19 protein-coding genes are annotated in these 24,575 nt (G+C 62.2%); 11 read left to right on the top strand and 8 right to left on the bottom strand.

Annotated elements, in window-relative coordinates; all coding sequences use genetic code 11:
* Window positions 1–355 precede the first annotated feature (355 nt).
* The 11 genes from VMH22_04535 to VMH22_04585 all read left to right on the top strand — a co-directional run bounded on the left by VMH22_04535 (window position 356) and on the right by VMH22_04585 (window position 15,171).
* Complete coding sequence (locus VMH22_04535) at window positions 356–3,034, top strand: type I restriction-modification enzyme R subunit C-terminal domain-containing protein (protein HTW90955.1); 2,679 nt, start codon at window positions 356–358, stop codon at window positions 3,032–3,034.
* 14 nt (window positions 3,035–3,048) lie between these two features.
* Complete coding sequence (locus VMH22_04540; GenBank protein HTW90956.1) at window positions 3,049–3,552, top strand: four helix bundle protein; 504 nt, start codon at window positions 3,049–3,051, stop codon at window positions 3,550–3,552.
* A 39-nt stretch (window positions 3,553–3,591) separates the two neighbouring features.
* Window positions 3,592–5,064, top strand: coding sequence for a class I SAM-dependent DNA methyltransferase (locus VMH22_04545; protein ID HTW90957.1), 1,473 nt, complete (start codon window positions 3,592–3,594; stop codon window positions 5,062–5,064).
* A gap of 63 nt (window positions 5,065–5,127) precedes the next feature.
* Entirely contained in the window at window positions 5,128–6,501 is a 1,374-nt protein-coding gene (locus VMH22_04550; protein ID HTW90958.1) for a restriction endonuclease subunit S, read from the top strand.
* A gap of 476 nt (window positions 6,502–6,977) precedes the next feature.
* Complete coding sequence (locus VMH22_04555) at window positions 6,978–8,411, top strand: hypothetical protein (protein ID HTW90959.1); 1,434 nt, start codon at window positions 6,978–6,980, stop codon at window positions 8,409–8,411.
* 226 nt (window positions 8,412–8,637) lie between these two features.
* Window positions 8,638–9,747: a DUF362 domain-containing protein gene (locus VMH22_04560; GenBank protein ID HTW90960.1), complete on the top strand. Its 1,110-nt coding sequence runs from the start codon at window positions 8,638–8,640 to the stop codon at window positions 9,745–9,747.
* A gap of 186 nt (window positions 9,748–9,933) precedes the next feature.
* A complete protein-coding gene (locus tag VMH22_04565) occupies window positions 9,934–10,443 on the top strand; it encodes a GNAT family N-acetyltransferase (protein HTW90961.1) in 510 nt (169 codons plus the stop codon).
* Complete coding sequence (locus VMH22_04570) at window positions 10,440–11,879, top strand: TldD/PmbA family protein (protein ID HTW90962.1); 1,440 nt, start codon at window positions 10,440–10,442, stop codon at window positions 11,877–11,879. Before VMH22_04565 ends, VMH22_04570 begins: the two co-directional genes overlap by 4 nt.
* A gap of 3 nt (window positions 11,880–11,882) precedes the next feature.
* A complete protein-coding gene (locus VMH22_04575; GenBank protein ID HTW90963.1) occupies window positions 11,883–13,301 on the top strand; it encodes a metallopeptidase TldD-related protein in 1,419 nt (472 codons plus the stop codon).
* A gap of 8 nt (window positions 13,302–13,309) precedes the next feature.
* On the top strand, window positions 13,310–13,975 hold the full coding sequence (locus VMH22_04580; GenBank protein ID HTW90964.1) for a SagB/ThcOx family dehydrogenase: 666 nt from the start codon (window positions 13,310–13,312) through the stop codon (window positions 13,973–13,975).
* 293 nt (window positions 13,976–14,268) lie between these two features.
* Window positions 14,269–15,171 (top strand): hypothetical protein, encoded by a 903-nt coding sequence (locus VMH22_04585; protein ID HTW90965.1) that lies wholly within the window; start codon window positions 14,269–14,271, stop codon window positions 15,169–15,171.
* Between the two features lie 214 nt (window positions 15,172–15,385).
* Here the strand turns inward: VMH22_04585 and VMH22_04590 are convergent, their stop codons facing one another.
* The 8 genes from VMH22_04590 to VMH22_04625 form a co-directional block, all read right to left on the bottom strand.
* Window positions 15,386–15,571, bottom strand: coding sequence for a hypothetical protein (locus tag VMH22_04590; protein HTW90966.1), 186 nt, complete (start codon window positions 15,569–15,571; stop codon window positions 15,386–15,388).
* A gap of 22 nt (window positions 15,572–15,593) precedes the next feature.
* On the bottom strand, window positions 15,594–16,577 hold the full coding sequence (locus tag VMH22_04595; GenBank protein ID HTW90967.1) for an MBL fold metallo-hydrolase: 984 nt from the start codon (window positions 16,575–16,577) through the stop codon (window positions 15,594–15,596).
* 674 nt (window positions 16,578–17,251) lie between these two features.
* Window positions 17,252–18,799 (bottom strand): NAD(P)/FAD-dependent oxidoreductase, encoded by a 1,548-nt coding sequence (locus VMH22_04600; protein HTW90968.1) that lies wholly within the window; start codon window positions 18,797–18,799, stop codon window positions 17,252–17,254.
* A 105-nt stretch (window positions 18,800–18,904) separates the two neighbouring features.
* Entirely contained in the window at window positions 18,905–20,290 is a 1,386-nt protein-coding gene (locus VMH22_04605; protein HTW90969.1) for a hypothetical protein, read from the bottom strand.
* A 288-nt stretch (window positions 20,291–20,578) separates the two neighbouring features.
* The gene (locus VMH22_04610) at window positions 20,579–21,061 is read right to left on the bottom strand and encodes a TspO/MBR family protein (protein HTW90970.1); all 483 of its coding nucleotides are present in this window, start codon (window positions 21,059–21,061) and stop codon (window positions 20,579–20,581) included.
* 2 nt (window positions 21,062–21,063) lie between these two features.
* Window positions 21,064–21,816 carry an ABC transporter permease gene (locus tag VMH22_04615; protein HTW90971.1) on the bottom strand — a complete coding sequence of 251 codons (753 nt, stop codon included), beginning with the start codon at window positions 21,814–21,816 and terminating at the stop codon, window positions 21,064–21,066.
* A gap of 91 nt (window positions 21,817–21,907) precedes the next feature.
* Window positions 21,908–22,930, bottom strand: a complete 1,023-nt coding sequence (locus tag VMH22_04620) for an ATP-binding cassette domain-containing protein (GenBank protein ID HTW90972.1) — start codon at window positions 22,928–22,930, stop codon at window positions 21,908–21,910.
* Window positions 22,931–24,571, bottom strand: coding sequence for an FAD-binding protein (locus VMH22_04625; GenBank protein ID HTW90973.1), 1,641 nt, complete (start codon window positions 24,569–24,571; stop codon window positions 22,931–22,933).
* Window positions 24,572–24,575 lie beyond the last annotated feature (4 nt).

Consider the following 24,575-nt stretch of genomic DNA (forward strand, 5'->3'; position numbering starts at 1 on the left):
GAATTGCGGTGAAGGTAACATCCCTATCTACTGCCTACTGAATCCTGTCTACTATCTGCGGGGCAATCCCCCGGGCGGGGGGGTCGATTCGAGAGCGACAAGCCTAAGGCTCGAAGCCGCAAGCAGATAGCCCCAAGAACCCGCCCCCGACGAGTGATACGAATTGGTCTCATTGCCCGTCCGCGGCCCTGCCCGGTCCGCGATCGACAATCTGGAAGCTTGAATCCAGAATCTGCCCTGCTCTCGACCCCTGGAATCCTGGAATCCTGGACTCCTTGGCCCCTATCGGATTCCACTTGACACACGCGGCTCATGCTGGTATAACCTCCAGCGTGATTGTCAGAGGTGCAACCTCTTGGGATTGAGCGAAGCCTCAACCAGACGCGAGCGCATCGACCCGAAGCTTGCAGCCGCAGGATGGAAAGTCATTCGGTTCCGCGACGGCCTCGACCTGGCGAACTGCGACGAGTGTGCGATCGCCGAGTACCCGACCGACAACGGTCCGGCCGACTACGCGCTCTGCGTTGCCGGCCGCATACTCGGCATCGTGGAAGCCAAGAAGCTCACGCTTGGCCCACAGAACGTGCTGACCCAGGCTGAGCGCTACTCAAGGGGTACGAAGTCCAGCCCATTCAACTTTCGTGGCCTCCGCGTGCCGTTCCTTTACTCGACCAACGGCGAGGTCATCTGGTATCACGACATTCGCCACCCAGAGAGCCGTTCCTACAGAGTCGCGCAGTTCCACACGCCTGGTGCCCTGGCCGAGAAGCTGGAACGGGATTTTGAGAAATCGTGCGAAGACCTCGCCGTGCTGCCCAACAACGCGTCCCGCCTGAGGACCTACCAGGTCGAGGCCAACACCGAGGTCGAGAAGAACATCTCGAAGTACAAACGGGTGATGATGCTCGCGATGGCGACTGGCACGGGCAAGACCTACACGCTGGTGAATCAGGTCTATCGCCTCATGCACTCGGGTGTGGCGCGGCGTATCCTGTTCCTCGTCGACCGCCGTGCTTTGGCAGCGCAGGCGGTGCGAGCCTTTGCCACGTTTGAGCCCGAGCCGGGCCTGAAGTTCGATAAGATTTACGAGGTCTACAGCCAGCGGTTTCAGCGCGACGACTTTGACCCCGATGAGAAGTTCGACCCCAAGGTTCTGCCCTCCGAATACCTGACTAACCCCAAGCCCGGTCACACCTTTGTCTACGTCTGCACCATCCAGCGGATGACCATCAACCTGTTCGGCCGCGGCTCAGTGTTCCACTCCGACGAAGAGGAGGCCATCGACGACGACGCTGACCGCATCGACATTCCGTCCCATGCCTTCGACCTCATCGTGGCCGACGAGTGCCACCGCGGGTACACAGCGCAAGACCTGTCCGTCTGGCGCAACACGCTCGACCACTTCGACGCCATCAAGCTCGGCCTCACCGCCACGCCGGCAGCTCACACTATGGCCTACTTCAAAGACATTGTGTACCGCTACGAGTACGCCCGCGCCGTCCGGGAAGGTTATCTCGTTGATTACGACCCGGTCTTCGTGAAGTCCGACGTCCGGCTCCAAGGCGTCTTCCTCAAGGAAGGAGAGACGGTCGGGGTCGTTGACCGCGTATCCGGTGCGGAGCAGATGGACCTGTTGGAGGACGAGCGTACGTTCGCCGCAACCGAGGTCGAGCGCCACGTAACGTCGCCCGACTCCAACCGCAAGATACTCGCCGAGTTGAAGAAGCACGCGGACAAGCACATCGAGCGCTACGGCCGTTTCCCAAAGATGCTCATCTTCGCGGTCAACGACCTGCCACACGTGTCGCACGCCGACCAACTCGTCGAAATCGCCCGCGACACCTTCGGCCAGGGCGACTCCTTCGTGCAGAAAATTACCGGCCGCGTTGACCGGCCACTGCAGCGCATCCGTGAGTTCCGCAACCGTCAGAAGCCGGGCGTGGTTGTGACTGTGGACCTACTCTCGACCGGCGTTGACATACCGGACTTGGAGTACATCGTGTTCCTCAGGCCGGTGCAGTCGCGCATCCTCTTTGAGCAGATGCTCGGCCGCGGCACACGCAAGAGCGAGCGATACCCGGACAAGTCCCATTTCACGGTCTTCGACTGCTTCGACGGTTCGCTGCTCAAGTACTTCGAGAAGGCGACGGGCATAACCGCCGAACCACTGCGCCGTGAATACAAAGCGCTCTCGCGCATCGTCGATGAAATCTGGCAGAACGTGGACCGGGAGTACAACACCAGGTTGCTGGCCAAACGGCTGCAGCGCATCGAGAAGGAACTGCCCGGCGACATCCGCCAGCAGGTGGAACTGCACATCCCAGGAGGCAGCCTCAGCAAGTTCGCCGCTGGACTCGAGGTCGCCCTGCGCAGCGATTTCACCGACACTATGCTCCTCCTGCGCGACGCGAACTTCCAGAAGCTGCTCACCAGCTACCCCAAGAAGCCGATATTCGTCATAGCCTATGACACGGAAGACACCGTGACATCGTCCGAGTACATCCGCGACCCGGCCGGCAGTCGGTGGAAGCCGGAGGATTACCTCACGGCATTCGCCCGGTTCGTCGCGGAGAACAAGGACCAGGTCGACGCCATCTCGATATTGCTGGAACGGCCACGGAATTGGTGCGTCGCCGCACTATCCGAACTGCGACGGAAGCTCGCCTCCGCCCCTGAACACTTCACCGAAGAGAATCTGCGTCTGGCGCACCAGGTTCATTACCACAAGGCGCTGGTAGAGATCATCTCGATGGTCAAGCATGCTGCGCGAGAACAGGAACCGTTGCTCACGGCTGAGGAACGAGCAAAGAAGGCGCTCGCCAAGGTCACTGCGGGCCGCGAGTTCACGGCTGAGCAGGCGAAGTGGCTCGACCGCATCAAGTCACACCTCATCGAGAACCTCTCCATATCGCCGGGTGACTTCGAACTAGTTCCGGTCCTTTCCGACCCGGGCGGCTGGGGCAGGGCAAACAGAGACTTCAACCAAAGGCTGGATGAACTGCTGAAGCAGATAAACGAGGCGGTGGCGGCGTGAAGGAGTCAGGTCACATGTCACAGGGTTACAGCGGAAAGAAGACGGTGCAGAAGTTCGAGGAACTGAATGTCTATCAGCAGGCGCTGGAGTTGGCGAACTCGGTCTACGGAGTCACGCGCCTGCCCGCGTTCAGCCGGGATGCCGGCCTTGTTGACCAGATACGGCGGGCCGCGGTGTCGGTGGTATCGAATATCGCCGAAGGGTACGAGCGCGGCACGACGACCGAGTTCGTGCAGTTTCTCTACTTCGCCAAAGGCTCCTGCGGCGAGGTGCGGGCGCAACTGCAAATCGCGCTGGGCCAGAAGTACCTGTCGAAGCCCGATTGCGAAAAGCTGCAGGGCCAGTGCCGGCTCGTGAGCGGGATGCTGCACAACTCCATCGAGTACCTGCAGAGCTCGCGCATGCCCGGCCAGAAGCAGCATACGGTTCAGCAGCAGGCGGTGAAGGCAAGCGAGGAACGGCGGCGGATCCTCGACGAACTGGCCGAACAACGCCGCCGCGAAAGAGAGACCCAATGACCCGTGACCCTGTGACCTGCAACTCCGTAACCCTATTCTATGTCTGACATCGTCAACAAGCTCTGGGGCTTCTGCCACACGCTCCGCCACGACGGCATCGGCTACCTCGACTACATCGAGCAACTCACCTTCCTGCTGTTCATCAAGATGGCCGACGAGCGCGGCATCGATCTCAGCCGCATGAAACTCCGGTCTGACCTGCAACCTGTAACCAATGACTCTGCAACTGCCCGTGGCCTCGTGGATTGCTCCTGGCCCGCGCTGTCCAGGGCGGCCGGCACCGGCCTCATCGACCACTACGTCGACGTCATCCGCACCTTGGGCAAGCAGCCCGGCATCCTGGGCGACATCTTCTCCGGCGGCCAATCCCGCTTCCGCAGCCCGGTGAACCTCAAGAAGCTCATCAGCCTGATTGACGAAACCGAATGGACCACGCTCGGCGTTGACGTGAAGGCCCAGGCATTCGAGGGCCTGCTGGAAAAGGCCGCGGACGAAGGCAAGAAAGGCGCCGGCCAGTACTTCACCCCCCGCCTGCTCATCGAGTCGCTGGTCCGCTGCGTCAAGCCCGACCCGCGCAAGCACAAAGAGTTCACCATCTGCGACCCGGGCTGCGGCACCGGCGGCTTCCTGATGTGCGCCTACGAATGGCTCGTGAAGCAGACCAAAGATGGTGCGCTCGACCGCGACTTGGCCAAGCGCGTGCGCGAGCAGACCTACTTCGGTCAGGACATCGACCCGGCCCCGCGCCGCCTCGCCCTGATGAACCTCTACCTTCACAACCTCACGCCGCACATCAAGCTCGGGGACTCCATCTACGAAGACCCGGACTCCCGCCGCTTCGACGTCGTGATGACCAACCCGCCCTTCGGCACGCGCGGCGCGAACCAGGCCCCGACCCGCGACGACTTCACCATCGCCACCAGCAACAAACAGCTCAACTTCGTCCAGCACATCATGACCATCCTCAAGCCCGGCGGCCGCGCCGTGGTCGTCCTGCCCGACAACTGCCTCTTCGCCGACCAGGCGGGCGAAGTCTTCAAGGTCCTCACCGAAGACTGCGACCTGCACACGGTCCTGCGCCTGCCCAACGGCACCTTCTCGCCCTACAGCCCCGGCACCAAGACCAACGTCGTCTTCTTCACCAAAGGCTTCCCGACCGAGAACACCTGGATATACGACTGCCGCACCAACGTCCCGCACATCACCAAGACAGAGCGCCCGCTCACCGAAGGCCAATTCGCCGAGTTCGAGAAGTGCTTCGGCGACGACCCGAACGGAAGAGCGAAGCGCAAGGAGAAGGACTCCAAAGAAGACCGTTGGCATTGCTTCGGCATCGAGCAGGTCAAAGAGCGCGGCTACAAGCTCGACGGCCTGAAATGGCTCAAAGACGATTCCCTCGAAGACGCCTCCGACCTGCCCGAACCTGACGAACTTGCCACCGACGCCATCGAAGAACTCACCGCCGCCGTCAAAGGCCTCAACGCCATCATCAAGAGTCTTGAGAACTCCTAGCTCTGTCTTCTTCCTTCGCCCTGCTCCCTGCAACTCTGCAACCTGTAACCCTAGACATCGAAGATGTCGAGAGTGACTCCCTCGTCAGCGACCGACGACCTGCCGGAAGGCTGGGCCGAGGCGACGATCGGCGACGTGACGGCCATCAACCCGCCAAAGCCAACGGCGCACCTGCTTCCGCACAAGGCACCAATCACCTTTGTTCCAATGCCAGCGGTAGACGCACACGCTGGTGCTATCGTTGGCGCGACTGACAGAGCCTTCGGCGAAGTCCGCAGCGGTTACACGGCTTTTAGGGATGGCGACGTGCTCTTTGCCAAAATCACTCCTTGCATGGAGAACGGCAAGGCCGCCATCGCACGAGGTCTGAAGAATGGACTGGGCTTCGGGTCCTCGGAATTCCACGTACTGCGGCCGAGCGCGGCTGCGCTGGCCGAGTACTTGTTCTACTACATTCGCCAGGAGAGCTACAGGCGTGAGGCCGAAGAACACATGACGGGCTCTGTCGGCCAGAAGCGTGTGCCCGCTGACTACGTTGAGAACACCGAGATGCCCCTGCCTCCTTTCGCCGAGCAGCGCCGCATCGTGGCCAAGGTCGAGGAACTGCTGGCGCAGGTCAATCAGGTTCGGGAACGCCTTGCGCGCGTTCCCGCAATCCTCAAGCGCTTCCGCTCGTCTGTGCTGACGCAGGCGTGTGGTGATACTGCGGCTGAGAAGTGGCCAGTTGTCGAATTCGGCTCGGTTATCGAGGAACTCAAGAACGGGACATCCGAGGTCCCGCAATTCGTCGACACGGACAAGCCGATACTGAGGATCAGTGCTGTCCGGTCGAGGTCTGTGCGGCTAGATGACGTCCGGCACCTGCAAGCGACGTGTGGTGAATTGGATGACTACCTCATAGACGACGGCGACTTGTTGTTCACGCGCTACAACGGGAGTCTCGACCTACTTGGTGTGTGTGGTATGGTTAGGAACCTGGGTCGTTCCCGTGTTTACTATCCTGACAAGCTGATGCGCGTGCGAGTTGATGGCAGCCGGCTTGTGCCGGAATACGCCGAACTGTTCTTCGCTTCGCCACAGGCCCGCGACCGCATTACGGCAAAGGCCAAGTCGTCGGCTGGTCAGCAAGGCGTGTCTGGTGCTAATATCAAGGCGCAGCCGATTCTACTCCCGCCCGTGTCCGAGCAACGGAGTATCGTGCGGCGGGTGGAGAAGCTGTTCAAGCTGGCGGACGACATTGAGAAGCAGGTTGAGGCGGCGACGAAGCGGGTGGACAAGCTGACGCTGGCGATTCTGGCCAAGGCGTTTCGGGGCGAGTTGGTCCCAACCGAAGCCGAACTCGCCCGCAAAGAAAGCCGCTCCTACGAACCCGCGTCGGTGCTGCTGGAGAGAATCAGACACGAGCGCGCCAAAGCCGAGTCGATAGTCCCGGGATAATCCCGGTGACGCAACAGGCGATTCCTGACGCATGGAAACGCCGAAGGCGGAACGACGACCGCCGAACTGCCCGACGCCGGCAGCTAACTGACCGGGGTAGTCCGGGCGACGCAACACGGGACGGGAGCACGAGGCCGAGGCCGATAGCAGTCCAAGCTCAAGCGTAAGCCCAGGCAGCGCTGCCGTAGGCAGCGTGTGAGCAGTTGGTCAGGTATCAGGTAGCAGATGCGGCTGACCGAGCGCGACAGCCGATGGCAGGAGTGTCAGCGATGATTGCTCAGGCGCGGCATACGAGGGCCATGGGGAATTGGGAGAACGTCCGAGATCGCCTTCGGGCAGGGCTGGTCGGGTCGAACTCGGCGCCAGGGGAGGCCGGACGAGGAAGTATTTGACCGAACCGGCGTATCGTCTAAACTGGCTCGTCCCCTTAGCAGTGTAAGCGTTATGCAACCAAGTATGACGAAAAGGGAGAAATCATGAGATGCGCAAAACCCATGCTGGCCCTGGGCGTGGTGTGTTTGTTGTCGGGATTGGCTCACTCTGTCTGGGCCCAGCCGGTGTGGACCCACACCTATGGCGGTTCGAACGCCGATTACGGCTATTCCGTCCAGCAGACCTTTGAAGGCGGCTACATCGTCGTGGGGAATACCTGGTCTTACGGGAACGGCGGCTACGACGTCTGGTTCATCAAGACCGATTCCTCCGGGGATACCCTCTGGACCAGGACCTATGGCGGGTCGAACAACGATTACGCCTATTCCGTCCAGCAGACCGTTGACAGCGGCTACATTGCCGCGGGAGCGAGCAACTCCTCCGGAAACGGCACCGGGGACGTCTATCTCATCAAGACCAATGCTCATGGTGATACCCTCTGGACCAGGATCTATGGTGGACCGAACCCCGACTGGGGTAACTCTGTCCAGCAGACCGCTGACCACGGCTACATCATCGCGGGCTATACCGGGTCCTATGGGAACGGTCTCATCGATGTCTGGCTGATCAAGACCGATTCTTCAGGTGACACAATCTGGACCAAAACCTACGGCGGAACCGGTAGCGACTATGGTGAGTCTGTCCAGCAGACTTCGGACAAAGGCTACATCGTCGCGGGATACACCAACTCTTACGGGAGCGGCGGCGCCGATGTCTGGCTCATCAAGACGGATTCTCTGGGAGATACGCTCTGGACCAGGATCTACGGCGGGTCGGGAGGCGATATTGGCCAGTGTGTCCGGCAGACCTCGGACGGTGGCTACATCGTCGCAGGTTATACCAGTTCTTACGGGAACGGTGCCTCTGATTTCTGGCTCATCAAGACCGATGCGTCAGGGGACACCCTCTGGACCAGGACCTATGGCGGGTCGAACAACGATCTGGGCTATTCTGTACAGCAAATCAATGACGGCGGCTACATCCTTGTGGGCTATACCACTTCTTACGGGAACGGCAACGGCGATGTCTGGCTCATCAAGACCGATTCCCTGGGAGATACCCTTTGGACCGCGACCTACGGCGGGACCGGCTACGATTACGGTCGCTGCGTCCGGCAGACCTCGAACGGCGGCTACATCGTTGCGGGATACACCAACTCTTACGGGAACGGCGACTCCGATGTCTGGCTGCTCAAGACCCGCGCGGATGGCAGCGTTGGCGCAGAAGAGCCACTGCGCCGGCATCCGGTTGCCCTCACTGACTATCTGGTTCAGCCGAATCCATGCGTTTCCTTTGCCCGGGTCCCGGGGCATGAGACCGAGTGCTTCATCCTGCGCGACATTACGGGCGGTCAAGTCGCCGTCTGCAAGGGCGACAGAATCGGTGCAGGTCTTCGGCCCGGAGTCTACTTCCTGTCCCGGGTCGGCGCTAAGACCGGCAAAGCGACCACTGCGACCATCGTCAAGGCGGCCGACTAAGCCGATCCCACCCGGCCATCCGGGCTACACCGTCGCAGCTCTAGTGCGAGAGTCCGCGGTGACAGGACAGTTCGGATTCCGAGTTCTGGCCTCGATGACAGAGTAAGCGATTCCTAACGTGCGCGGGCCGGTCAGCTTACGGCTAACAGCTTGCGGCCGACATCGGGCTGCTGGAGGTTTACGCGCCGGGTTGCGGCCGGGCGTGTTGTCGCTATAATCACCGCGCATGAGCGCTAGAGCCAAAGTTGCAGTCCTCCGCACCAAGCCAGAGTCGGTCTTGGAAGACTATCGCCGGCTCTTGAAGCTGGCCGACGCCGATAAATTCCTCGCCCCCGGCAAGACTACCATCCTTAAGGACAATATCTCGTGGCACTACCCGATGCCCTCGGCCAACACGACGCCATGGCAGCTTGAAGGCACCATTCTCGGGCTACACGACCTCGGGTACAACGACATCTCGTGCGTGCAGAACAAGACCGTGGTCATTGACACCTACAAGGGCGAGGACCTGAACCAGTATGTGCCCATCTTCAAGAAGTGCGGGCTGCCCGTGCTCTACAACTTCAAGGAAACGGACATGAAGTGGGTGCCGTTCGAGCCGAAGACGAAGATGCTCGCGCTCGACCGCATCTATCCCAAGGGCCTGAAGATTCCCGACTACTTTTTCGGCAAGAACATCGTCCATTTGCCGACCGTGAAGTGCCACATCTACACGACCACGACCGGCGCGATGAAGAACGCGTTCGGCGGACTGCTCTCGACCCATCGCCACTACACGCATACCCTGATTCACGAGACGCTCGTGGACCTGCTCGCCGTCCAGAAGGAAATCCACCCCGGCATCTTCGCGGTGATGGACGGCACGACCGTGGGCGACGGCCAGGGGCCGCGCACGTTGAGGCCGGTGATAAAGAACGTCATCCTCGCCTCCGCGGACCAGACCGCCATCGACGCGGTCTCGGCAAAGATGATGGGGTTCGACCCAATGAGCATCAAATACATCCGCCTCGCGCACGAGGCTGGACTCGGGGTCGGCGACGTGAAGGAAATCGAACTCGTGGGCGACGACGTGTCGGGCGAAAGCTGGGGCTTCGACGTCGGCTGGAACTTCCACCGCGTCATGGGCTGGCTGTCGTGGTACGGCCCGACGCGATTCCTGCAGAAATTGCTCTTCCACACGCCGATCGTCTACTTCCCGATATTCGTGTCCGAGACTTACCACGACCGCATCCGCTGGCCCCTCAAGGAACGGAAGATATATGAGCAGTGGCAGCGTGACACCGGCTGGGGACGGCTCTTTACCGAGTATCAGCAGAAGGGCTGCCTTCTGGTGTAAGTATGAAGGCCAAAGGACTAAGGACAAAACAATGACGAAGTGCAGCCGGCGCACCCCAAGGTTTGAGACTTTGTCCTTTCCCTATTGCTTTGTCCTTTGTCATTATCACTTTGTCCTTGGACCAGGCGAAGTATCAAGCCCAAGGGACCGGGACAGACCGATGACGAAGCGGGCCGGTTATCTGCGGTGAAAGACCACCGCCGATACGCCATCCGGCGCGCCGGACGGCGCGACCTGCCGCAGTTGAAGCGGATGCGCGTCGCCCTGCAGGACCTGCTCATCGGCCGGGACCCGCGCGTCTGGCGGCTGAGCCCGGGTCTGATTGACGGCCTGGAGGATTTCTACTCTCAGATCATGGAGAAGGACCAGAACCGCATCTTCGTCGCGGTCGGGCGGCACGCGGAGCTGGTCGCCATGTTGGTCGTGCGTATCCTCGACAATTCGAACCTGGACCCGGTGCGCTTCGGCCGCATCGACGATGCATGGGTTGACCCGGAATGGCGCGAGCGAGGCGTCATGGCCGGCCTGACCTGCGCGGCAGCCAGGTTCCTGGCCGACCACAACGTGTCGATGGTGATGCTGGACTGGGCGAACAACAACCCGCCCAGCGGGACCTGCTGGCAGAAACTCGGCTTCGCTCCGCTGATGACTATGGGCTTTGCCAGCCCGACCGAGATCCTTTCGCGAAAGGAATGACCACCATGAGCTACAACCTCCCGCCGCAGCTCGAAGACCTGCGCGGGTTCCTGCCCGAACTCGTGGCCGAGGCGGAGAACAAGGTGCCGTACGCGTCGGCGCTGGTCACGCAATCAGCCGGTGAGACGGTTTCGAAGAGCCCGGCCGACGAACGCACCAACCCGGTGCCGCCGCGGCCCGGCATCCGCATCTCAGCCTGGGACGGCGCCACCTTCCATTCCGCGGCCACCAGCCGGATCGACGACCGTGATTACCTGCTCAAACTCACGCGCGAGCTGGTCCAGCCCCTTGCCGTGAGGCACGGCCCGATGCCCGACCCGGGCTCACCGCTCGACCGTCACTTCCGGAGCGAGTTCAAGGAAGACCCGGAGAAAGTGTCGGCCCAGGAGCGCCGGGCGGTCTGCCGCCATGCGTTCGAGCAACTGGCCGGGTTCGATAAGCGCATCGTCGCCCCGCGCGCGGTCTACGCCTACGAACGCGAGTACCGTCTCTTCTGCAACCGGACCCGGCTGCTCTCGTCGGATACCTCCAACGTCGGCTTGTACCTCATACCGGTGGCCTCCGACGGCAGGAAGCAGGTGATGAACTTCAAGGGCTCGGTCGCGCCCGGCCACGAGGCGGCACGCGTGACGGATGAAACCATCCGCGAAACGGCGGAACTCGCCGTGCAGTACCTGTCCGCGGAGAAGATCCAGGCCGGCGAGTACCGCGTCATCCTCGACCCCGACATCACCGGTACGCTCGCTCACGAATCATTCGGCCACGGCTGCGAGGTCGACGCCCTGATGCGCGGCGCGGCGCGGGCCGCACTCTACATCGGCAGACGGGTCGGGTCGGACCTCGTCAATATTGTTGACTTCGGCGGCCTGCCCGGCCGGCACGGCTCCATCTTCTTCTCGGATGACGGCGTGCTGGCCGAGGAGCCGGCAGTGCTCGTGAAGGATGGCATCCTGCAGCCGACCCTGATGACCGATCTTTACTCCTACCTCCACATGCACGACCGGATACCGGGCCTCAAACTCTCAGCCAACGGCAGGCTGCAGGATTACGACCATCCGATCTACGCGCGGATGACCAACACCTACTTCCTGCCCCGCGAGAAGGAGAATGGCGGGATGACCAGGGAAGAGCTGATTGCCAGTTCCGGAGACGCAATCCTCATCGAGCAATTGACCAGCGGGATGGAAGACCCGCTCGGTTGGGGCGTGCAGCTCCAGGCACTGCGCGGCCGCGAAATAAGCGGCGGGAAGCTGACCGGCAAGCTCTACTACCAGGTCGGCCTGACCGGCTACGTGCCGGACGTGCTGGCGAGCGTGGACGGGATAACGAATGAGCTCGATGTCAGCTCCGGCGGGGGCTGCGGCAAAGGTCACAAGGAATACGTCCGCGTGTCGTCGGGCGGCCCGTACATCCGGTGCCGCATGAAGCTGGGGTGAAGCATGGACTTTGAGAAGATCAAGGCAATCGTAGCGGGGACCGACGGTCTCACCGGCTGGTGTCTGCGCCGCCGCGAGACTCAATCGACCACCCTCATCCACCTGCCGGGCATCTATAAGGTTGAGGCAGGCAAGTTCGCGCGTCAGCGCAATCCCCACCCGCGCGAGGTCATCACCGCCCCGAGCGAGGAAATCTGGGTGACCGTCTACTGCCACCCGCGACGGGACATGACCGGGATGTCCGACATTCCGGATCGTGTCCCAAGCGCCACGGGTGAGGCGGTCGGCCAGTTCGTGTCCGACGACGAAGCCGCGGTGAAAGAGACGCTCGCCGGGCTTGTTGCCGCCGCCCTGGCCCAGCCGAACAGACCTTACCCGCTCGTCGACAAGTCGGCGGTATTCCCTCAGGTGGACCTCGCCGAACGCGAGTTGCTCGAACTGTCACAACCCGCGCTGCAGGCACGGCTCCAGCGGTTCGCGGACGCGGTCCTGCCCGCGAGCGAGTCCGAACTCGGGATTGAGCTCTCGAACCTGGAGGTATTCGTCCGCAGGATGCGGAATCATGTCGAGACCGGCACCGGTATCATCATCGATTATCCCTCGACACTCACCGATGCCGAGCTCTGCTTCATTGCCCGGTTCGGGGACAAGGTCGCTGAGCACACGTCCCGGCCGCACGCGCGCCGGCTCCGCGACCTCGATCCGCAGGTGCTCGTGACCATCGGCGCAGACTACGCGCGCGGCACGGCCAATGCCAGCGCCCCGCCGCAGTGGGCGGGCCCGGTCGTGCTGACCGGCACGGCGGCGCACGACTTCATGAAACTCGATTACCAGCCTCTCTCGTGGCACTGCGGCGGCCGCGCCATCTACGAGAAGATGTCGCGCTACGCGAAAGGAAGGCCGGCCTGGGGTCAAAAGTCGCTCGCCGGGGATGCCGTGACCATCTTCTCGGACCCGCTTGTCCCGTTCGGTCCGGACTCGCACTTGGAAAGCGATGCCCAACCGGCCCGTCGCACCTGCCTGCTCAAAGACGGCTGCTACGACGAGGTCATCGGCGGCCCGCGATACTACCACTACCTCGGCCTGCTTGAACAGGACATGACGCCGTCCGGCCCTCCGGGCAACACGGTTGTCCCGGCCGGGCGCCATCGAACTTGTGACCTCCTTGGCACGGGACGGGCCGTGGTCATCCGTGGATTTTCCGACTTCCGCGCGGACCCGACCTCCGGTGACTTTGCTTCCGAAATCCGCCTCGGGGAGGTGCGGGAAGATGGTAACGCCAAGCCGTTCAAGGGCGGTCTTCTCATCGGCAACTGGTTCGACGCCCTGGCCGACATCCGGCTCTCGTCCGAGACTGTGGGGCAGGATGGGTACTACGGGCCAGCCGCAATCCGCGTGGGCGACCTCAAAGTCGCCAGTTAGGAGAAACAGTGTTTTCATGCGTCGCGCTGCTGTTAACCCTGACTGCAGGTGCGGTAAGCGTCCAGGAACCCGCGAAGCTCGACACAATCATCCTCAGCGCCCCGCAGATGGACAAGGGCCTGACGGTGATGCAGGCACTCTCCGCCCGCAAGTCCCAGCGCGACTTCACGAATGAGCCGCTGACCCGGCAGCAGTTGTCGGAACTGCTTTGGGCCGCGAACGGTGTGAACCGCCCTGACGGCAAACGCACCGCGCCCGCCGCAGTCGACGTCCAGACCGTGGACATCTACGTCCTGATGCCCGAAGGCGTTTACCGGTACGATGCGCCCGGTCTTCGCCTGCTTCCGGTCGCGGCGGGCGATTACCGCAAAGCCGCGGGCCGGCAGGAGTTCGCCGTCAACGCGCCGGTGAACCTCATCTTCGTGCTCGACCGGGCGAAGTTCAGCGGGCTGCCGCCGGGCGCCGGGAAAACTCCGGATGACACCAGGATCTCCTGGGCGTATGTCAACGCCGGGTGCCAGGCCCAGAACGCCGCTCTCTACTGTGCGTCCGAAGGGTTGGGCGGGGTCGTCCGCGCCGGCTTCCCGGCCGAAGAACTCGGCCAGGCGCTGAATCTGACACCCGAGCAGATGCCGCTCCTTGCCTTCACGGTCGGGCGCCCGAAGACGAAGTAGCCGCCAGGCCAATATCGCGGCGGGGCGTCCTTGACCCGCACTATCATCTACCCCTTGCTTTGCGGTCAGCCGATGCTACAATTGTGCCCGTGACTGCGCCGAGACGGCATGATGGCGACTGACCGGTTGCCGGGCATTACCGCGCCGGCGCAGCATGCGATGCAGCGAGGCCTGAAACCACCGGCCAGCCGCAGTCGTCAAAGTCTGTGTGATACAGTACCTGTCATGGCCTCGGAATGCCGGGGCTGACATGAAACATTGACCGTGTCCCTAAAAAAAGAGGAGGCAAAGACATGACCTACAGCAAGATACTGGCGCTGTCCGCTTTGGCAGCAGCGCTGGTGATTGTCGGCTGCGCCAGCGTGCAGTCGCAGTGGAACTCCGCGGTCGCCACGAACACGATCCCCGAGTACCAGAAATTCGCGGCCGACCACGCGAAGAGCGTCTACGCCGACAGCGCGCAAATGGCGATAGAACGCCTGAATTTCGAAGCGGCCGACAAGGACCACACCATCGCGGCGTATCAGGGATTCATAAAGCTGAATCCCAAGAGCACGTACGTCGCAAAGGCCAACGACCGTATCGACGAACTGCAGTTCAAGGCCGCTCAGACCACGAACACCATCGCTGGCTACAAAGACTTCATCACCCAGCACCCGGCCAGCACGCGCATCGCCATGGCTCAGCAGGCCATCAACAAGCTGAAGGCCGACATGATTGCGAAGGAGCCGGTCGCCGCGCAGGAAGTGCTGGCGCGATACCCGGCCGCCGCCAAGAAGGGTGAAATCCCGGCTAAGTACGTCGGCAACTGGGTCATGCGCGACGCGGACGGAATGGCCGTCAACTACATGCTCATAACCTCGAGCTATGTCATCGTGAAGGCGGTCGCCGGGCCCGACATGGGCGAACAGGTCTTCAAGCCCGGCAACTACGAAGTCGGCGACAAGGCGCTGAAGCTCTCGGTCAAGATGGCGTACCTGCCGACCGGCGGTGACAAGCCCAAGATGTCGATCCCGCTGACCATCACCCCACAGCCGACCGGCCTCAAGGTGGATGCGGCGCAGAGCATGACTACCGTCAAAGGTAAGCTCACCGACATGACGAACCTCATCGGCGTCCAGGGAGTGCAGGCCAAGGATAACGTCAAACTGACCCGGCCACCGGCGACGTTCATGTTCGTCAAGGCCGGCGTCTAGACCGAAAGACTCAAGCCAGTATTAGCTCGGGGCGCGGTTATCCGCGCCCCCATTGCTTTTAGCTGGAGGTACTCGTCCGGAAAGCGGGGACAGATCCGCGCTCTCGCCTGCCCCAGAAGGACAAGGGACGAAGTCTAAAGGACAAAGCAAGTGACAAGTCCAAAGTCCGAACCGGCCCGACTTTGGCCTTTCCGTTTTGCTTTGTCCTTTGTCCTCATGACTTTGTCCTTTCACTACGTGAACCTTCTCCCGTTTCCCGGTCGCGCTCACTTCGGCGGGCGTCGGGCACGATGAACGGGTTGTCGTTCTTGCGGCGCAACTTGCGCACGAGAATGGCGATTCCGGCCGCAACCGCAGCTGCGACCACCAGGAGCAGGGGCCAATAGACCACCCAGATCATGTGACTGCCACTCGTCCGCAGCTCACTGCCCCACTCGATTCCACCTTATCTTCAGTCCGCCCTTCTTCCCATTGGTGGTGACGACGATGTTATCGTCGCCCGCGGCGGTAAGGCTGTCCTTGCCCTCCTCTCTGTCACAGTTGTCGGTTCGCCAGACCTCGGCGCCTAGCGTGTCGCTGAGCAACGCCAGCATCTGAGCCTTCGGCAGCCCGTACCTGAGACCGGAACAGATGACGGCGTACTGCGGCGCTACACACCTGAGGAAGCTCAGCGAGCGCGCGGTCAGCGAACCATGATGGCTGACCTTGAGCACCGTGCTCGCGAGCAGCGTGTCGGGGTACAGCTTGAGCAGCGATTCCTCGACGACCTGCGGCGCGTCGCCCATGAAAAGAAAGCTCGCCGCGCCGTAACGGATGCGCAGGACGATCGAAGAGAAGTTGGTCCTGGTATCGTTCCTGGCCTTGCCCGGCTTGGCGCTGTAGAAGAGCAGACGGGCGTCGAGCTCGCTCCCGAGATCCAGCCTCCCGCCCAATTGGTGAATCAGCCCTGACTGGATTGGGTCGCGCCAGAAGGTCGTGCCCTCTAGCGACTCGCGGCACGCTGCGGCCCGGAACGCCTTGGCCGGCACTGTCGGGTGGTTGTAACCTGGCTCAATTGTGTTCAGCACGTGGAAGGTGTCGTAGATCATCGGCAGTCCTCCGATGTGGTCCTCGTCCAGATGTGTGGCAATCACATAGTCAATCCGGTCTCCGCGCTTCAGCCCCAGACGCTTCAGATAGGTCAGGGGCCAATTGTGACTGTAAGTTGGGTCGCCTGCGTCGATGAGCACTCGGTTACCCTGCCAGCATTTGTTGCTCGGCTTCCCGTCATCCGGGGTCTGGATGAAGATACAGTCGCCGTGCCCGACGTCGATGAAATGGACGCGCAGGCTGTCATCAGCCCGCGCGAAACCAACGAGTGACGCCGCCACAAGCGCAATCATCGTGGCCAGCCGCCAACCTGTCACTTCGGTGCCTCCTTCACTCCGACGAGACCAATTCTCATGACGCAATCCTAGTCCGGCCCACCGCGCTGTCAATCCTCGGACGCTGTGCAAGCGGCCACTGGACCCAGACACCAGGACGCTCGCAAGGAGCCCGACCAAGGATCCCTCGGGAAGCTGCACGCGCAGAATCTGCCGACCGCTCAGGAGGAAGCGAAGGATCTGGAATCTCTCACCCGGAACTGGCTAAGGTACCGAACGGCCGACGATTACGCGTTGCGGTCCGGCACAGGGCCGAGGCCAGGCTGACTTCGCTTGGCCCGGCTCGGGCGCCAGGCCGACAGGACCCGCGACTTGGCCGTCACGATATGAGTTGGAAATGCGGCCCCTCACCTCTAATTGACAGACGCCATGGCGCAATCCTGCGTCCTGACTCAATTTACCGTCTAGCCCTCCGATTTGCAGAAGCAACAGGCAAGTATGGCACTGTCAGGCGTGAGTTGTCGAGGCCAGCGACAGCAGAAGGTGAGTAACCTGTGCATAAGTCACGAAATATGTGGATAGGTCCTGCTTCTGGTGTTAGAGCCCCAGCCCGGCTGGGCCTGTGCCGGGTTGGCTTGTATCCCGAAGTCTTCAAGGTCAGGGGACGGTTTGAGGGTTGACAGTCGGCCCGGCAATCCCCTTCCCCATGTTCTGAGTCAAGGCGACAAGGAGTCGACGCCGCCGGGCTGCAAGTGTCGCGGCGAAGGTCGGGCCGCGATTAGCCGTTTGCGGTCCTGCCGGCAGAGCAGCTCGATGACTTGGCGGCCGGTGAGCGCGGCCATGACCGTGCCGGTGAAAGGCGCGGTCCACTGGCCTGCCATCCAGAGACCGCCAAGTTGGGGCAGAGTCCGGATCGGATTAGTCCGCATGTTGTCGACCGTGACGTACCAGCCGTCCGGTGACGCCTGCCAATTACCGGTGTAGCGTACATAGGTCGTGGGCGTAGGAACGTCGACGACCTCCGTCTGCGCCCGGAAACCCGGCCAGCGCCGGTCAAGCTCGGTGATTGTCAGGTCGGCAATCCGTTCCTTCTCCGCATCGTAGCGCGGACGGTCTTTTGCCAACCCCTGCCAGTACTCACACTGGCAGGGATACCAGACCTCGACCGCGGCCTTGCCTGCGGGCGCCATCGTCTGGTCGAAGGAATGGTGGATGACCGACAGCCATTTGCGTTCCTCGCCGGCCACGTTTATTGGCTTCTCCAACTCCCATGTCAGCCGAGCCGGCTCGGCCGACATCTCCCGATTTACGCCGAGGCATACGTGGACCACCGGCCGCACCGGTATCCACTTTTCGTACATCGTGCGTATACGGCTATCCACGTATCGGCCGCCAAGGATGTCGAATATCAGGGTGTGGCCGTCAGCTGCCCAGATGACTTCGTCGGCCTTGATTTCGGTTCCGTCGGAGAGCTTCACGCCGACCGCCCGGCCATTGTCGATCGACACGTCCGCCACTCGCGTCTTGAGGCGCAGCTCGCCGCCAAGCTCCTTGAACCGCTCGGCAATCGCGAATGCCACCTGCTGCGAGCCACCAACTGGGACCCCGGCCTCAGAAACTGCGGACTTGAGGAACCCAGTAAGGGCGACCATCGGAAAACGGGGCATCGGCCAGCCCGGGCCGTCTATGAACATCCGCACCGCCTCACGCAGAAACGGGTTCTGGAATCGTCCGGCGAACTCTTGGATCGTGGTCTTGCCGTACTTTCGGAACGTGCCCATCAACGGCAGGATGATGAGCATCACTCGGAGGTTGTCGAACAGTCCGGTGAGTTCCGTCGGTTTCAGATCCGACGCCGCCATCATGTTCGGGCCGCAGACCACCCTCACGAACTCACGCGTCAGCGCGGCGTCGGCCGGTGACAGAGCGAACATCTGCGCTTCGAGCCGCTGCGCGTCGGTGCAGAACGATAACCTGCGGCTGCCGCTCTCGACCGTGCACATCTCACTGTGGTAGTGGAACCGCCGATTATCCATCACGCCCAATTCCTGCCACATCTGATGGAAAGCGCCGGACTTGGACCCGGTCAGCCAGTGCATGCTGATGTCGAAGGTGTAGCCTTTCCGCGTCCAGGCAGTGCAAAGACCTCCGGGGACTGAGTGCGCCTCCAGTACGGTCGCCCTGTAACCGCTCATCCGGGCATAGCACCCGGCCGATAGGCCGGCCATGCCTGCGCCGACGATCACGATCGACTTCTCACTCACAACTGCCTCCGCAGATACTGCCCCATCTCCTGCAGTGGACGCGCGCTTGCCGAGTCCGGAACAACCTCGAGGCTTGCGGCCTCACGCCTCCGGGTCTCAGCCGGGTCAATGCCCCGACACTGCCTGTGTGCCGAGAAGCTGCTTCACGCGAAACAGGCTGTCCGACCGCATGGCGACATACCCAATCGAGCCATCGGGCAGGAATGTCGGCCCGCCCGACAAGATCCGGTCATACTCCGGCCCGGGCCGGCCGTCGACGAGCACGAGCCACTTGTATCCCTTCATCGTCAGCAACAAGACGCGCTTGCTATCGGGGCTGAACACGGGCGGGGTCATGAAATTCAAGTCCGTCTCCGGTCCGGGCTGGCCGTCCATGACCAGAAGCCACTTGCTGTCCTGCCACGCTTCATAGGCGCAGCGCTTGCCGTCCGGGCTGAAAGCAATGGACCTGGCAGCAGGGTACACGGCTCCGGGTTGGCCGTCCACGATGACGAACTGCCCGATGTCATTCTGTGCCGGGTACGCGACGTGCCTGCTGTCTGAGCTGAATAGCGGCCGCTCCGCGAAATCTCGCGGCCAACATGCGGGCCCGGGCTGGCCATCGACGACCGCAAACTGATTATTGCCAGTCCGTCCGAAATACGCCGTGCGTTTGCCATCCGGGCTGAAGATCAGGTCGCTGAGTGTGTCGTACTCCGGCCCTCGCTGGCCGTCGACGACCATTGACGTTTTCATGTCCTGCCACACCTGGTAGCCGAGGTGCTTACCATCCGGGCTGAACACCACGCGTTCCGCCACGTCGTACTCGGGTCCGGGCTGGCCGTCGACTATCACGAACCACTTCGCTCCATTCCGGGCCGCGTAGGCCAGTCGCGTGCCGTCGGGACTGAAGACCGGGACGGAGACTCCGTCATACTCGGAACCGGGCCGGTCGTCTGCGACCACGAACCACTTCTCGCCCTTCTTGGCGGCATAGGCAAAGCGTTTGCCGTCCGGGCTGAAGACAAGGGAGCCGCCGCCGGTCCCGTCGTAGTCCGGGCTTGGCCGGCCGTCAAAGATCACGACATGCGCGTCGCCCTTCTCGGCCCGATACGCTGTGTGCCTGCCGTCCGGGCTGAAGACTATGTCTCCCGCGGCGTCATACTGTGGTCCAGGTTTGCCGTCGAGAATCACCTGCCATTCTTCACCATTCCGACCCGCATACGCGACGTGGCGGCCGTCAGGGCTGAATACCGGCCCGCCTGCGAGCACTCCGTCGTACTCCGGCCCGGGCTTGCCGTCGATGATCGCCTGCATCTTGTCGCCCTTCTTCACCGCGTAGGCGTAGCGCCCGCCATCCGTGGTGAATACCGGGCCGCCCTGGAGTATCCTGTCATACTCCGTTTGTGCCACGCCGTCAATGAACACGACCTGCTTGTCACCCCTCAACAGCACGTGCGCGACATGGAGCCCGTCCTTCGAGGTGATGATACCCAAGACATTGGTTTCCATGGGGACTATGCCAAGCAGCGTGTCACCGGCTCGGCCGGCCCCTCGACACGCGAGGAATAAACAGGCGATTGACGCGCTCAGCGCAATGGTTAATGCCAGGACCGTCGACCGCTTTGAGTGTACGGTCGACGGCCGGTCATTGGTCACTACAGCCTGCAAACTCGTCATTGCACCTCTCGAAGTGGGTTTCTCGTTCATCATTGTCTCCTCATTAGTTTCTATGCTAGTGAGCGGCGCGGCGAAGTAAAGCCGGGAAACTCGGGTCTTCGCGCCGGCGGGCACGAACCGCTACCGGCGATTAAGACTGAGGATTGCGGCATTGAGAATGGTGGCGAATGTGACCCAGCCGATGTAGGGCAGGAGCAGGACACCGGCCGGAACCGATACCCGGAAAAACAGGACAATCGTACCAAGAATCGCGAGCCATAGCAGAAGTATGTCCACTAACCCGTAAAGCGGGGAGCGCAGACCGAAGAAGAAGACCGACCAGAGCGCGTTGAGAACTAGCTGGAGAAGGAATGCCGCGAGCGCGAGCCTGACGCCGGGAGCGCTGAAACCGCGCTTCCAGACAAGCCACGCGGCGACCGCCATCAGCAGGTAGAGCGCGGTCCAAGCCGGGCCGAACAGCCACTCCGGCGGGTTGAAACGTGGCTTCACCAGACCCTCGTACCAAGTGGGCAAGGTCTTCGCAGTGGCAAGCGAACCGATTCCACCGGCTGCCAGCACAACCGCGAGACTGACGATGAACTTCAGTAGGCCCAAGCCTCTCATCGCTAGTACTCGCCGATGTTGAAGAAGAAGACCGCGGCCCCCACGGTGAGCGCGCCGAAGCAGACCAGGAACACGAAGTCGAACACAGGCGAGTGGTAGGAGAACCCGAGCACCAGCTTCCGCACGAGGTCAACTCCGTAGGTGAGCGGGTTCACGCGCACCAGGGCGTTGAGCCAGATCGGCAGATTGCGGGCCGGGAACAGCGCTCCGCTCAGGAACCACATCGGCATGATGATGAAGTTCATGATGGTGCCGAAGCCCTGAAAGGAGGTCATCCGCGCCGCGATGACGATGCCGATACCGGTCAGGCCGAACGACATGACGGCCAGCGTAAAGATGAGCGGTACGATATTGACGAGCGGGATGTGCACGTGGACCAGCGGCGCAAGCAGTATGATGATGCATCCCTGGACGAGCGAGAGCGTCGTGCCGGCGAGTCCCTTGCCGATGACAATCGAAGTCCGCGGCACCGGCGCGACGAGAATCTCCTTGAGGAACCCGAACTCGCGATCCCAGATGATGCTGATTGCCGACTGGATCGAGGTGAAGATCGCGGTCATGGCGATGATGCCGGGGAAGATGAACTGGGTGTAGTTGACGTTTCCGATTCCAGAGGCGGAACCGCGCAGGCCGAGACCCAGCACAAAGAGCCAGAGTATCGGCCGGGACAATGACCCGTAGAGCTGGCTCTTCTCGCGGAAGTAGCGGATGACGTCCCGCTCCCAGACCATGCGGATGCAGGCGAAGTCAATCATGCGGCCTCTGACAATTCAGAATCCAGAGTCTCCGGATTCCGGAATTCCGAATTCTGGTTTCTGGTTTCTGAATTCTGAATTATCCGTGTCCTCATCTTCCTGCCCGCCCCATCCGTCTGACCCGGCTCTTCAGCTTCTCGTGCTCGCTGGCTCCGTCGTCGCGAATCTCCCGGCCGGTCAGCTTGAGGAAAACGTCCTCGAGCGTCGGTGGCCGCACGCTCACCGTTCGCACCGACACCGAAAGCTCCCGCAGCAGCCCGGGCACGAACGCGGCGCCGTTCTCGACCTCGAAGTGGAGGCCGGTCTGGTCTCGCACGACGTCGACGCCGTACCGCTGTTTCACCTCGGCCTCGGCTGCCGCGTCGTCTGCGGTTTCCAGGTGGATGCAGTCGCCCTGCACCTGCGCCTTGAGCCTGGCCGGCGTGTCGAGCGCGATGATGTGACCGTGGTCGATGATGGCGATCCGGTCGCAGTTCTCGGCTTCGTCCATGTAGTGGGTAGTGAGAAACAGGGTCGTTCCCCGCTCCTGGCGCAGCCTCAGCAGCCGTTCCCAGATGCGCGAACGGGTCTGCGGGTCGAGCCCGAGTGTCGGCTCGTCGAGGAAGAGCACGCGCGGCGAATGCAGCAGGCCGCGGGCGATTTCCAGCCGCCGCTTCATGCCGCCCGAGAAGTTGCGGACGAGGTCGTTTGCCCGGTCGGTAAGTTCCATCCAATCGAGCGCGTCGGCGATCCGCGCCTTCACCTCGGTCCGCGGCACCTTGTAGACCATCGCGTGGAAGCGCAGGTTCTCGCGCGCGGTCAGCCGGTCGTCGAGCGAAGGGTCCTGGAAGATGATGCCGATGGAGCGGCGGACATCGTTGTGCCTGTGCACGATGTCGAACCCTCCCACCCTGGCAGTGCCGCCGCTGGGCCGGATGAGCGTGCAGAGCATCCGCACGGTCGTGGTCTTGCCCGCGCCGTTCGGGCCGAGGAACCCGAACACCTCGCCAGTCTTGACGGTGAAAGAGATGCCGTCGACCGCCGTGAACGACTTGAACCGGCGGGTCAACCCGCTGACGTCGATTGCCGATGGTAGCTGCGGGTTCTCGATGGGCAGGGCCGCGGCGATGCCCATCTACTCGCAGCCGAGGGCTGCGAACGGAAGTGGGGTCTTGAACTCGGGCCTGCGGTACTCAGGCAGGACCATCGGTGCGCAGCGTCCCTTCGGTACTTCGGCGGCCTTCAGTTCCGCCTCATATGCGGCGACGTGCCCGAACCCGGCACCGTCGAGGGAAATCGACCTCGCGGCACCGGCTGCAGCCGCACCTGCCCGCTTGCCGAAGACGAGGATATCGAGGAGCGAGTTGCCCATCAGTCGGTTCCGGCCATGGATGCCGCCCGCCACTTCACCGGCCGCGTACAGGTGCTTCACGCCGGTCATTCCTTCGTCATTGATGATGATGCCGCCATTCTGGTAGTGCTGGGTCGGGTAGGTAAGTATGGGCTCCTTGTCCATGTAGATGCCGAACCGCTCGTACTGGTGGTACATCGCCGGCAGGTTCTTTTTCACCGCGCCCGGGCCTTTGAGCACCTCGATGAGCGGCGTGTCGAGCCAGACGCCGAGCCGGCCCGTCGGCGTCGCCACGCCGAGGTTACGGCTCTGGCACTCGCGGATGATGGCTGAAGCGGTTATATCTCGGCTCTCCAGTTCGTAGATGAACCGGTTGCCCTCGAGGTTGACGAGGTGCGCGCCGACGCTCCGCACCTTCTCGGTAATGAGCTGCCCGACGATCTGTTCCGGATAGGCCACGCCGGTCGGATGGTACTGAATGGTATCGATGAACCCCAGCTTCGCGCCGGCCCGGTACGCGAGCACCAGCCCATCCGCGGTCGCGCCGTAGTGGTTGGTGCACGGGAATCCCTGGATGTGGAGCCGGCCGCAGCCGCCGGTAGCAAGGATGGTCGTCTTGGCCCGGACCACGAAGTGCTCCTGAGTCTCGAGGTTCACGAACGCCGCCCCGGCGCACGCTCCCTTGCCGTCGGTCAGCAGCTCGACCGCTACGCAATACTCAATCAGCTCGAGATTCTGGTTCCGGAACTCGTCGCGCAGCGTGCGCATGATTTCCGCGCCGGTGTAATCGCGGGCCGCGTGCATCCGCTTGCGCGAGGTGCCGCCGCCGTGAATCGTGACCATGGTGCCGTCGGCTTCCTTGTCGAACATCACGCCCAGCTCTTCGAGCCACTCGATGACGCCGGGTGCGTCCGACACGAGCGCCCGCGCGAGCGCCGGGATGTTCTTGAAGTGGCCACCGCCGAGCACGTCAAGGTAATGCCGTTCCGGCGAGTCGTTTGCTTTGTCCGCCGCCTGGATGCCGCCCTGCGCCATCATCGTGTTGGCGTCACCGATGCGAAGCTTGGTGATTGTGAGCACCTTCGCGCCCTGGACCGCCGCGGTCAATGCTGCCGACACTCCGGCTCCGCCCGCGCCGATGACGAGCACGTCCACGTCATACTTCGGGCGCTCGGTGTCGAACTTCTCCGGGTTGACGATCGGCCACGCCTCAAGCAGGTCGGCAATCTCGTGCGGTGTCCGGTCACCCTTGTTCGGGCCGAGACTGAGTGCCCGCATCGAGCTTTCAATGTAGTCGGGATGGAAGCCCTTCAGCAGCTCCTTCTTCTGTTCGGCGGCCAGGAGCATGATCTTGCCCTGCTTGATGCGGGCATCGCGGGTTGCTTCGAGCCGCTTGATGGATTCCTGCATGCTTTGCGGGTACATCATA

Source organism: bacterium (genome assembly GCA_035505375.1).
In the GTDB taxonomy this organism is placed as follows: Bacteria; Hydrothermota; Tepidihabitantia; order Tepidihabitantales; family Tepidihabitantaceae; genus UBA2258.

Coding starts and splice junctions, on each gene's coding strand:
- VMH22_04540 (HTW90956.1), top strand. CDS start 3,049: ATGTCACAGGGTTACAGCGGAAAGAAGACGGTGCAGAAGTTCGAGGAA.
- VMH22_04545 (HTW90957.1), top strand. CDS start 3,592: ATGTCTGACATCGTCAACAAGCTCTGGGGCTTCTGCCACACGCTCCGC.
- VMH22_04550 (HTW90958.1), top strand. CDS start 5,128: ATGTCGAGAGTGACTCCCTCGTCAGCGACCGACGACCTGCCGGAAGGC.
- VMH22_04555 (HTW90959.1), top strand. CDS start 6,978: ATGAGATGCGCAAAACCCATGCTGGCCCTGGGCGTGGTGTGTTTGTTG.
- VMH22_04560 (HTW90960.1), top strand. CDS start 8,638: ATGAGCGCTAGAGCCAAAGTTGCAGTCCTCCGCACCAAGCCAGAGTCG.
- VMH22_04570 (HTW90962.1), top strand. CDS start 10,440: ATGACCACCATGAGCTACAACCTCCCGCCGCAGCTCGAAGACCTGCGC.
- VMH22_04575 (HTW90963.1), top strand. CDS start 11,883: ATGGACTTTGAGAAGATCAAGGCAATCGTAGCGGGGACCGACGGTCTC.
- VMH22_04585 (HTW90965.1), top strand. CDS start 14,269: ATGACCTACAGCAAGATACTGGCGCTGTCCGCTTTGGCAGCAGCGCTG.
- VMH22_04590 (HTW90966.1), bottom strand. CDS start 15,571: ATGATCTGGGTGGTCTATTGGCCCCTGCTCCTGGTGGTCGCAGCTGCG.
- VMH22_04605 (HTW90969.1), bottom strand. CDS start 20,290: ATGGAAACCAATGTCTTGGGTATCATCACCTCGAAGGACGGGCTCCAT.
- VMH22_04610 (HTW90970.1), bottom strand. CDS start 21,061: ATGAGAGGCTTGGGCCTACTGAAGTTCATCGTCAGTCTCGCGGTTGTG.
- VMH22_04615 (HTW90971.1), bottom strand. CDS start 21,816: ATGATTGACTTCGCCTGCATCCGCATGGTCTGGGAGCGGGACGTCATC.
- VMH22_04620 (HTW90972.1), bottom strand. CDS start 22,930: ATGGGCATCGCCGCGGCCCTGCCCATCGAGAACCCGCAGCTACCATCG.
- VMH22_04625 (HTW90973.1), bottom strand. CDS start 24,571: ATGTACCCGCAAAGCATGCAGGAATCCATCAAGCGGCTCGAAGCAACC.